The sequence below is a fragment of the Lacticaseibacillus songhuajiangensis genome (assembly GCF_003946025.1).
Classification (GTDB): Bacteria; Bacillota; Bacilli; order Lactobacillales; family Lactobacillaceae; genus Lacticaseibacillus; species Lacticaseibacillus songhuajiangensis.
This window is the reverse complement of record NZ_RHNR01000062.1, coordinates 1-10226: the sequence shown is the minus strand read 5'-3', so window position 1 is coordinate 10226 and position 10226 is coordinate 1. Positions and strand designations below refer to the sequence as shown.

The window sequence follows — 10226 nt, the reverse complement described above, 5'->3', positions numbered from 1 at the left end:
TACACCGCCATTTTTCTCGGGAGCGGAATTTTGACACCGGTCTTGTGGCAAAATTCCCAGTGGAAGACGGCGCAGCCAGTCGACCTCGCGCTTTAGCGCGTAGTGAGACGGACACCGTAGGGCCGGCTGGAACGGTCCCCGCTAACGGAGTTCCCTGTTCGCGAAGCTAATCTGCCCCAGGCCCGACCTTCGGTCGATTTTCATAGAAGTCATCCTTGCGGATGGTATTTTCAGCGCTTACGCTGACGGACAGAGACAACCTGCGTTTGACGCAGTCGCTGTGCTGCGGTAGACTAGTGCCATGCGATGAGTCGAGTAACACATGCCAGGGCGGAGCGTTTCGGCGTGAAACCTGCCAAATGTGTGAAAGAAGCAGCCAGTATGCATAACCCGCCGGATTTGCGGGCGCTGGTGAATCCTCTGGATTGTGGAGTCCATGGTTCCGGTCGCTTTGCGACTGTGCATAGTCCCTGACTTCGGTTGGGGACTTTTTTTGTGGCATGAACCGCGCCTACCGCTTTCTGCTATGCTTAAACTAATTTCTTCTATACTAAGGACTGATATCATGACTGAAGACCACGAATACGACCGCATGCTCGCAGGCAAGCTTTACGTTACTGACCGCATCCAGGACGCGAACCGGGAAATTCCTGGCAAACTGCTTGTGCAAAAAATCAACCAGTTGCCAGCAGACCACGTTGACGAAATCATCGCGCTGGAGCACCAAGTGTTTAAGGGGAGTCGCAACAATGTCTTCATCCAACCGCCTTTTGAAGTCGACTACGGCCGACACATCAGCGTTGGCGATAACTTCTACTGCAACGTGAACGCCATTTTCCTTGATACTAACTGGATTAAGATTGGTAACAACGTCAAAATAGGGCCGCGCGTGAACCTCTTGACTGCTGGGCACCCCATTGATGCCGGCGTGCGGATCTCGCTCCTTGAATTCAGTAAGCCCATCACCATCGGCGACAACACCTGGCTGGGCGGCAACGTCACCGTGCTGCCTGGCGTGAACATCGGCAGTAATGTCGTGATTGGCGCCGGCGCCGTGGTAACTAAGGACATCCCCGACGGCGTGATCGCAGTTGGCACCCCCGCCCGCGTTCTGCGCAAAATTACGGACGATGACCGTGCCTACTGGGAAAAAGAAGCGGCGGAATACCGACATGACCGCGAAAAGCAGGATCACGAAAAGCAGGATCAATAGTAGCGGCATTACTTTTGCTTAAGTAATTCGCCTAATTTTCTTCACAATTCTGGCTGATTTAATTCACACGCGGCCGTTATAGTTATCAACATAGAAGAGCGGCAAGGAAAACCGCTCCTCCTCCCAAAATAGAAAACAACTTCTTCTTCATTTTCTACTCCTCATAATGTGATTGCCTAGGAGGCCGCTAACTCCGAAGCAAGCAAAAAAGGCAGGTCAGCTGACCTGCCTTTTTTGCGCGCCATTTTGTGTTGCCATAACGTTTACTTAAGTAATTCGGCGCGAATCATTCACATTTCTGGCCGATTTAATTCATACACCGCCGTTATAGTTATCAACATAGAGAAGCGGCAACAAGTCGCCTCTCCTCCCTATAAAACTTCTTCTTCATTTTCTACTCCCCCACAATGTGATGATTCGGAAGGCCGCTAACTTCCGGACGTGAAAGGCAGGTGCTTTCCCCGCGCCAACAAGAACAACTTCTTCTTCATTTTCCACTCCTCAAAATGTGACAATCTGGAAGGCCGCTAACTTCCAGATTACTTAAAAGGTCGGGTACATCTTCATACCCGGCTTTTTTTGCGCTTTGCCTCACCGTGTACTTTAGCATTGCTTAAAGGATTAACCCCAAATTGTTCACATTTTTGGTCGATTTAATTCACAGGCAGCCATTATAGTTATCAACATAGAAGAGCGGCAAGGAAAACCGCTCCTCCTCCCAAAACACAACAACAACTTCTTCTTCATTTTCTACTCCTCATAATGTGATGACTTCGGAGGCCGCTAACTCCGCAGCCAACAAAAAAGCTGACCGTCATTGGTCAGCTTTTTTGTTGCACTTATTTTTCCAAGTAGCTCAGTGGCTTGGTGACTTCCACCTTCGTGCCGGCGTACTTGTTCTTGATCCACTTCTGAATTGCCTTGTTGTGGTACAGCTTGACCAGCTTTTTGTAAGTCTTGTTGTTCTTCTGCTTGCTGGTCGTGGCCAGGATGTTGATGTTGTCCTTCGTACTGTCATCGGCCTTTTCGTGGTAGATGGAATCCTTCAGTACGTTGAGTTTAGCTTCCAGCGCAATCGTATTCGAAATCAGTACCGCATCCAGATCCTTCAGGTAACGGGCGGCAGAGTCTTCGTTCAACTCCTGAATTTTGATGTTCTTCGGATTGCTGACGATGTCGCGGCTGGTGCCAAAAGTATCAAAGCCCTTCTTCAGCTTGATCAGCCCCGCACTCTGGAGCAGAAGCAGTTCGCGCGCACCGTTGGCTGGGTTGCTGGAAATGCCGATAGTTGCGCCCTTCGGCAGCTTCTTAATGGACTTGTACTTATCAGAGTAAATCCCCACTGGTTCCAAGTAAGTGGTGCCCAGTGCAGCCAGCTTCTTGCCGCTCGTTTCCTTGTTGTAGGCCAAGAAATATGCGTAAGACTGGAAGGCATTGACGTCCACGTCGCCGTTAGCCGTTTCGTCATTCAGCTGCTTGCCAACGCTGATTTCCTTCACGTTGAGCTTGAGACCCAATTTCTTGGCTTGCGGTGTGGTCGCAATGTGCTTCCAGGTTTCGTAATCGGAGCCAATCCCGCCAATCGTCACGGTTGTCAGCTTCTGGGAGCTGGCCTTATTGCCGCACGCGGCCAGCCCGATAGTCGTGATGGCAGCGAGTGCCGCTAAACTGATAATTTTGCCCAATTTATTCATTTTGCTCGTCCTCCGTATTCGAAAATGCTGATTTTAGGGTGCACAAAAGGCGTCTGGCGTATCCAGACGCCTTTTATGCAATACTATTTTGCTTTATGCAGTAACACACAGTGCGCAGTCGCGTGCTCAGGGGCAGAACCCTTGCGTGCAAGGCAGGTCTGCCACAAATCCTAAGTTCGGGATTTATATCATCCCTACCTTGCACCCGGGTTCTAGACGCCCCTGAGCACATCCTAACTAGATGACGTGACGTTCAAATGGCTGGTCGGAGATACCTTCTTCAAGGATCTTCTTGCACCATTCCTTAGCGGAAAACGGGCTGTGGTCGCGGTAGTTCCCGCAGCTGTACTTATCCGTGCCCTGAACATCCTTCCACTCGGTCTTGTTGGCAATCTCGTCAAGGGAGCTCTTCAGCGCCTTGGCGACTTCCGTTGTGGAGTGTTCGCCCCAGGTGATGAGGTGAAAACCGGTGCGGCAGCCAAATGGTGAGCAGTCAATCACGCCACTCAAGCGGTCGCGCAGCAAACCAGCCAGCAAGTGTTCAATCGTGTGCAGACCGGCCGTTGGGATGGCGTTTTCGTTAGGCTGGACAAGGCGCAGGTCAAAATTGCTGATCTTGTCGCCCTTGGCACCTTCTTCAACGGTAATCAAACGGACGTATGGTGCCTTAACCTTTGTGTGATCCAGAGTGAAACTTTCAACTTTTGCCATAATCAATCTGCTCCTTTGTGATTTAGTCAACTTTATTGTAACGCAACATCCACAACACCTAGCAATGTCCGGGTAAACAAAAAGTCGCTCCCCAGACCGACAATTGGTCTGAGGGGCGACTATTCGCTGTACCACCCTCGTTTACAAGAACTACGTATTCGCAATAGCTCCTGCCTCTACCGGCACCTGACGATGCCTACGCGTGGTAACGGTCGCTGCCGGGTTGCGAGCGTTAACCCGCAACCTGCTGTTAGGAGTTCATTTTCACGTCTAAGCCGTCTGTCCGCTCGCACCTACCCGGACTCTCTGAATGATGGCCACAACGACGCTCTCTTCTCCGCAAAGCTCATGCTGTTGATGTGATTATATTAATGCTTAGTGAGAAAACAGTCAAGCATTAATTGCGACATTTTAATTTTGCCACTATAGGTGGTCCTGGTACCAAGCGTACACGTCGCGCCCCACTTGCTCCGGCACGTAGCGCAACTCAACTTCCAGATCACCATTGCCCATGCGCAGATGCCAGACAATGTGCACCAGATGGCTACGGGTCATCCACCAGCTTTGCTTTAGTGCGAGTGACTGCACGTGTTCCGCAGTGAACACACGGTCGGTGCGCCCCAGAGTAGCACCAGTGCTGACGTAAACTAGGTCATCCGTAATGCCAAGTGCTCGCGTTTTGCCGGCAAACAAACCAAAACTCACGGCGAGCAATAGTAACAGCAGCAACACGTACCCCAGCGGGCGCAACCAGATGAGCGCCGGAACAATCACACAGAGACTAAGCAACACCGCATTGCGCACCAGCGCGAAGGTGCCGGTGGTAAAATGCGTCTGCGCGGGCATCTGCTCCGGCAACCACTTCGCGAGCGGCCGCAACTGTTGCCACACCTGTGCACGCGCAGTCAGCGGCAGCAGCGTTAAACTGCTACTATCGGCATCGTCATCGCTGCCGCCCGCAGCCAAAATGGCAAGCGTGGTGCCCTTACCCAAACAACGGCGCAGGACATTTTGCTCATAACTAAGCAGCTGGATGCGCTCGGTTTCGGCACTGGCGTTCGTCAGCTGCAGCAAGCCTTTTGTGACGCGGAGGTGGGCGCCGTCAAAGCTGGCATCGTAATGCCAGTAGCGCAGCACGGTGAGCCCAATACCGACCAGCAAAGCGAGTACCAAGCCGCCAACCAAGGTCGCGAGTAGCGGCCAGCCGCGCAATGCCAGTCCCGCGTGAATGATGCGTGCCACCCACCCGTGCGTCACGTCAAGGCTGTCCGCAAGCTTCCATATCCCGAGCACAATCAGAAACAGGGGTAAGAAACTCAGTGACGTCAGTGCGTACGCCCACAGGCCGCGGTCATCTAGACTGGCGTGCCAAAGCGGCATGGCAGTATCACGTGCAAACTTGGCCTCATCCGCGTTCAGCAGTCCATTCGCGTCACCCGCTTGCCGCCAAGCGGCTTGCCGGCGTTCAATCTCACTAATCAGGCTGACCGGCACGCAGTCCAGCTTCACCTCCGGCTCATCCCCAGCGTGCGCCGCAGTTTCCACCATAATGCTGGTGAGCGCAAAAGGCTTCAGGAAGAACCACTGCTTGTGCTGCACCGTCTGGATACGGGCGTAGTTCACCTGCACGACGCTCCGTTTGAAGATACCACGCCGCAAAATGAGTGCGTCATCTGTTAACTGGTAGGTTGTGCTGAAGTAAGCGGGCAACGCCACGATGATAATCATGATGAGCCAGATCAAAAGCGCGGTGCCGATTGTCTGCACAAGTGTGTCCTCGCCGCGAAAGACCGCCTTCAGGAACGGCACCCAGGCCACGGCCAGCGATTGCTGCACAATTGCCAGTGGGTGCATGTGCTTTGGCTTAGAGTTCATTGCCCTTTACCTCCAGCGCCCGCGCCATAATGATGTCCCGCAGCTGCTTGGCCGCTGCGGGCGTGAGTCCTTCAATGTCGTGACTGCTGGCGGCGGTCGCCACGACCACTTGCTGCAGGCCGTACATTTGCAGTAGCGGGCCGGCCTTCAGCGTCACATTCTGCACTCGCGCAATGGGAATCGCCAGTTGCTTTTTGAACAACCAGCCCGAACTGATTTCCACCGCCTGGTCACTAATTCGGTAACCCGAGAACCGGTAACGATACGGGACCGCTAACAGTTCAAGCACCACTTTCAGCAGCGTGAGCCCCAGCGCCACTAGCGCCATCCAGTGCGGTAAGAAGAGCGCAATTAGGCCACTCACAACTAGTCCTACTAGTAGCGAGCCAATCGCACTCAGCGCCCACACCCACTTGATTTTGCCCGGTAATTTTTCCATTTCAGCCATCAACAATCTCCCCCAGCTCATCCTTGTTGATTGTCATTATACCCGTTAATCAGCACGTTGCCACTAATTAAATACAGCCCTACTGGGTGCGCCGTCTTATTTGCATTTTTTCTTTGACTTGCCCCGTAAATGACCTTATTCTTATTAAGAATTCGTGCACGTTTGTGGTTGCCAAAGGGGGGAGCGCCGTGCCAATTGGTTTTATTTTGATTGCAGTATTGGGGGTGGCGCTGGCCCTCGTCGGAATCGCGATGGTGCTGCGCGTGAATGCCAGCCGCCAGCGCAACTTTTACCTTGAGCTCATGACGGCGGGCATCTTAATCTGCGGCGCTGCCCTATTCACCGGCAGCATCAGTACCCAATCCACTGCCACAATTCAGGCTTCGGTGCAGCGCCGCCCGGCTTGCCGCTGACGAGTCGATGTATGCCAACTACAACGATGCCCTGGTCGACTTCAATAACGCCGCCGACCAGATGACGGCATACGGTAGCCGCATGCAGCACCAACTCAACCTGGTGCAGTTGCAGGTGCAAAATATTGGCAGCAGCACCATCGCGGGCCACGTTTACACCACCTTGCCGACTGCCACCGCAGCGCAAGTCGCCCTGTTCAAAAAACGGAAAATGTACCAGCACCTTAAAACTATCGAAGGCGACATTCAGTACATGTACCAGCGCATTACAGAGAACGTTGGTAATGACGACAGCCACACACTGAGCAGCATCGCCAATCGTAACTACGCCGCGCACCGTCTGTACCACGTCTTGCGGCACCCGGTGATGAATCCGGTGGCGCAGCAGACGCAGTTCACGGATGAAAATGCGCGCATGCAGGACATTCACCGCTAAATTAGCAATCGCAACACCCGCAAACAGGGCAGCTTGTTTGCGGGTGTTTTTGTCTGCCCGTCGTTTGCTAGTAAAATGTTTTATTGCAGTTATTTTTATACTGATGTTTCTTTATATTGCAAGCTAGCCAAACTCACTGCATGTAATTAATTTGTACTGTACAACCAAAAGCCGTTGCAAAATCGAACGTATGTTTGTATTATAACCGTGATGAATCGAGGAGGTGGTTCAAATGCCGCGTGCAGCCGTTAATTTGCAGGATGTTAACCGCAGTAACTGGCTCTATCCCGACCGGGGCATGGCCAAATGGATGGGCTGGCTGCTCAGTGATCACAGCGCCTATTTGGAGCAAGAAGCTCATTTTGATAAACCGGATCACCCCCTGCCCGCGATGTCGGCACGCGAAATCAACGTGTTGCTCAAGCGCGCATGGGAACAATCTAGTGCCGTCTCCTTGCAGCTGAACGAGCTGTACAACAATCAATATTTGCCACCCATTGAGGGTGTCGTTATGGGGTTAGCAGCGGGGCAGGTCAACGTGATGCAGCGCAATGAACAAATCCGCACGGTAGCAGTTGCCGATATCCGCCACGCCGCCGATTTGAACGCAACGAAATGGTGGCGCGTCGACGCCGATGACTACGCGGCGCAAATGCACATCCACTTGCAGCCGCAACAACGGCATTCGCAGCAGTTAGCGCCGCAAGACATTAGAGTCGACCCCAAACGGCCCCTGCCGGACTCGACACCCGACACACCTTTCGCCGACCCCACACGCTTGCCCGTTCGCGATCTCATGTGCATTGACTGCAAATCCTTTTTCGCCAGCGTCGAGGCGGTGCGCCGTGCTGAGTACCCGCTGGCCGCCAAGAACGCGGTGCTCTCGCGCGAAGAATCCGCTGGCGGTCTGATTCTCGCGGCGTCCCCGCTCTGCAAGTCGAACTACGGCGTCAAACTGGGCACCCGCAAGTTCGAACTGCGCCCCGATATGGACATCCAAGTTGTTGCCCCCCACATGGCGGACTACATCAAAATTAACTACCGTATCAACAGCACCTACCGCCGCTACACCGACGATGAGCACTGGTACGTCTACTCCATCGATGAATCGTTCATCGATGTCACCGGCTCCCACAACCTGTTTGGCAGTAATCAGCAGATGGCGACGGCCATTCAAGATGAAGTGTTTCAAACGACGGGTATTATCACCACCATCGGCATTGGCGACAACCCGCTACTAGCCAAACTCGCGCTGGACAATGAGGCCAAGCGCCAAGCCCCTTGGCAGGCAACGTGGAGTTACCGCGATGTCCCCGCCAAACTCTGGTCCATTCGTCCCCTCACTGATTTTTGGTCGATTGGCGCACGCACCGCAGCAAAGCTGCAGCGGATGAACATCGACTCCCTTTATGACCTGGCACACACGCCGCGGGCTAAATTACACAAGCGGTTTGGGGTGCTGGGTGATGCCATGTATTTTCACGCCTGGGGCATTGATTACTCAAGGCTTACCCATCGCTACCACCCGCGTGAAGGCAGTCGCGGTTTCGGCAATTCCCAAGTGCTCATGCGTGATTACGTCCTCAAGCGCGACTGCGAAACAGTGCTCGCCGAAATTAGTGACCAGGTGGGCGCCCGCCTGCGCAAGCACAACGTTGTGGGGTCAGTTGTTTCCATCTCGATTGGTTTCGGCGAACCCGACCCCGACGGTACCCGCGGTTTTGGCGCCCAAACCCAGGTTGACCCAACCTCCCGCACCAATGACATCACGCGAGCCGCCTGGTACCTGTTCAATGAACATTGGAATGGGCAGGTACTGCGCTCGGTCGGCGTGCGCGTCAGCCACATCGAGCATCCACTATCCGAGCAAATCAGTTTATTTGAACCCGCCACCAAGCATGCCGAGATCAGTCAGTTAGAACTGACTATTGACCGCATTCGCAAACGTTTTGGCTTCAGCGCCCTCGTGCGCGCCAGTTCCAAGACAGATGGCGGCACGGCCATCGCTCGTTCAGGTTTAGTTGGTGGCCATCAAGCCTAGAAAGGAGGTCCTTCTAATTGCTTCGTGAATCCAAAATTATGCTCGCCAATATCGATCGCTATTTTCAGCGCAAATACCGCTGGCGCTACCACGTCCTCGTGGTCGATAACCACTTCTATGACTGTTACTCATTCTTTCTCCAGGCTTATCGCTATCCCGACAAGCTGCATTACAGCTACGACCTCGTCGAATTTGACCACAATAAGGCTAAATACGGCCAAGTGCTCAAGGACTTGCGCGACCATTACCAATTCAGCATCGAATTTCGCGACACCCACCACCTCGTGCACCCCGGAACGGACATCGTCTTTGATGCCAGCCACGGACACGCCTTTAGCACCACCTACCACGGCAAAAATGAGCACTAAAAAAGCAGCGCCCCGCAAAATGCGGCAGCGTTGCTTTTGCGCTTTTATCCAATTGCATTCAGTCTAGTAGAACGAAGGTTTATCGCCATCGGTACCCGGCTGGTCAACCCCGAGTGATTCACGGACATACTGCTCAGGTTTAGCCACAATCTTGGTGACCAAATCCGCAATACTCTTACGTGAGACCTCAGTACCCTTGAAAGCCTCGTGGCGTGTTGTCAGTTCGTACTTCACGATATCCTTGTTGCTGAGCCATGCGGGCCGAATGATGGTGTAGTCGAGGTCAGAACCTTCAATAACCTTAGCCGCAGCCGTGTAAGGCTCGAGGTAACCGCCATCGAGCATCTCGTGGTTCCACTGACCAAACTTGCCAGGCACTTCGTCGTAAATCCCCAAAGTGGAAATCCAAATTAACCGCTTGAGACCAGCCTTATGCATGGCATCAACCACGCTGCGCGCTTGGTCCTCGATGTTTTTACCAGCGAGGTTAGCGTATACAACATCCTGATCCTTCATTGCGGCAACCAGCTGGTCAACGTTCGCGGCGTCACCATCCACAACGGTTTCCCGATGCAAGTCTGCGTCTTTAATCCGCTTGGCGTTGCGCAAGAACAAGGTCAGGTGGGCGTCGGTATCAGCTTTGAGCTGCTGGCGGGCAAGGGTTGCGATGTGACCGTGCGCACCAAGAATTAGTACATTAGTCATCAATATTTCCTCCTCAGCGATAGTTATTGTTCATTCAGGTTCCTTATCAATTTACATACTTATTATAAGCGCCGATGCAAGTTCAAGTACGGACAACCACCTTGTCGCTGTCCGTCAGCGTAAGTCTGCGCCCGCAAGGGTGCGCTTTACGCTTGGGTTTGTTTTCAAACCGCCGCTAGGCGGTGGGTCGGCAACTCCAGTGGAACTAAAACTACTCATCGTGGGATCAGGAGAACGAGCGGCTCTGGTCTGCTCAAGAATCAGGCAAATTGTTCGCTTAGCCCCACAAGCCTTGTTCCAATCTCAGTGCTGTTTAGTTCCA

At 53.2% G+C, this 10226-nt stretch carries 10 protein-coding genes; 5 read left to right on the top strand and 5 right to left on the bottom strand.

The window, feature by feature from the left end:
• Window positions 1–565 precede the first annotated feature (565 nt).
• The gene (locus tag EKM97_RS11130; protein WP_125572483.1) at window positions 566–1213 is read left to right on the top strand and encodes a sugar O-acetyltransferase; all 648 of its coding nucleotides are present in this window, start codon (window positions 566–568) and stop codon (window positions 1211–1213) included.
• An 839-nt stretch (window positions 1214–2052) separates the two neighbouring features.
• On the opposite strand, the gene EKM97_RS11125 is transcribed toward EKM97_RS11130, so the two are convergent.
• The 4 genes from EKM97_RS11125 to EKM97_RS11110 form a co-directional block, all read right to left on the bottom strand.
• The gene (locus EKM97_RS11125; protein ID WP_125572482.1) at window positions 2053–2907 is read right to left on the bottom strand and encodes a MetQ/NlpA family ABC transporter substrate-binding protein; all 855 of its coding nucleotides are present in this window, start codon (window positions 2905–2907) and stop codon (window positions 2053–2055) included.
• Between the two features lie 237 nt (window positions 2908–3144).
• A complete protein-coding gene (locus tag EKM97_RS11120) occupies window positions 3145–3618 on the bottom strand; it encodes an S-ribosylhomocysteine lyase (RefSeq protein ID WP_125572481.1) in 474 nt (157 codons plus the stop codon).
• A 423-nt stretch (window positions 3619–4041) separates the two neighbouring features.
• Window positions 4042–5493, bottom strand: coding sequence for a PH domain-containing protein (locus tag EKM97_RS11115; RefSeq protein WP_125572480.1), 1452 nt, complete (start codon window positions 5491–5493; stop codon window positions 4042–4044).
• Window positions 5483–5941 (bottom strand): PH domain-containing protein, encoded by a 459-nt coding sequence (locus tag EKM97_RS11110; RefSeq protein ID WP_125572479.1) that lies wholly within the window; start codon window positions 5939–5941, stop codon window positions 5483–5485. The genes EKM97_RS11115 and EKM97_RS11110 overlap by 11 nt, the downstream gene beginning before the upstream one ends.
• A 188-nt stretch (window positions 5942–6129) precedes the next feature.
• On the opposite strand from EKM97_RS11110, the gene EKM97_RS11105 reads away from it, so the two are divergent.
• The 4 genes from EKM97_RS11105 (at window position 6130) to EKM97_RS11090 (ending at window position 9199) form a co-directional block, all read left to right on the top strand.
• Window positions 6130–6354 (top strand): hypothetical protein, encoded by a 225-nt coding sequence (locus tag EKM97_RS11105; RefSeq protein ID WP_125572478.1) that lies wholly within the window; start codon window positions 6130–6132, stop codon window positions 6352–6354.
• Between the two features lie 7 nt (window positions 6355–6361).
• A complete protein-coding gene (locus EKM97_RS11100) occupies window positions 6362–6790 on the top strand; it encodes a hypothetical protein (protein WP_125572477.1) in 429 nt (142 codons plus the stop codon).
• A gap of 796 nt (window positions 6791–7586) precedes the next feature.
• Complete coding sequence (locus EKM97_RS11095) at window positions 7587–8831, top strand: Y-family DNA polymerase (protein WP_125572484.1); 1245 nt, start codon at window positions 7587–7589, stop codon at window positions 8829–8831.
• Between the two features lie 17 nt (window positions 8832–8848).
• The gene (locus tag EKM97_RS11090; protein WP_125572476.1) at window positions 8849–9199 is read left to right on the top strand and encodes a hypothetical protein; all 351 of its coding nucleotides are present in this window, start codon (window positions 8849–8851) and stop codon (window positions 9197–9199) included.
• Window positions 9200–9262: 63 nt separating this feature from the next.
• Here the strand turns inward: EKM97_RS11090 and EKM97_RS11085 are convergent, their stop codons facing one another.
• The gene (locus tag EKM97_RS11085; protein ID WP_125572475.1) at window positions 9263–9904 is read right to left on the bottom strand and encodes an SDR family oxidoreductase; all 642 of its coding nucleotides are present in this window, start codon (window positions 9902–9904) and stop codon (window positions 9263–9265) included.
• Window positions 9905–10226: the final 322 nt, after the last annotated feature.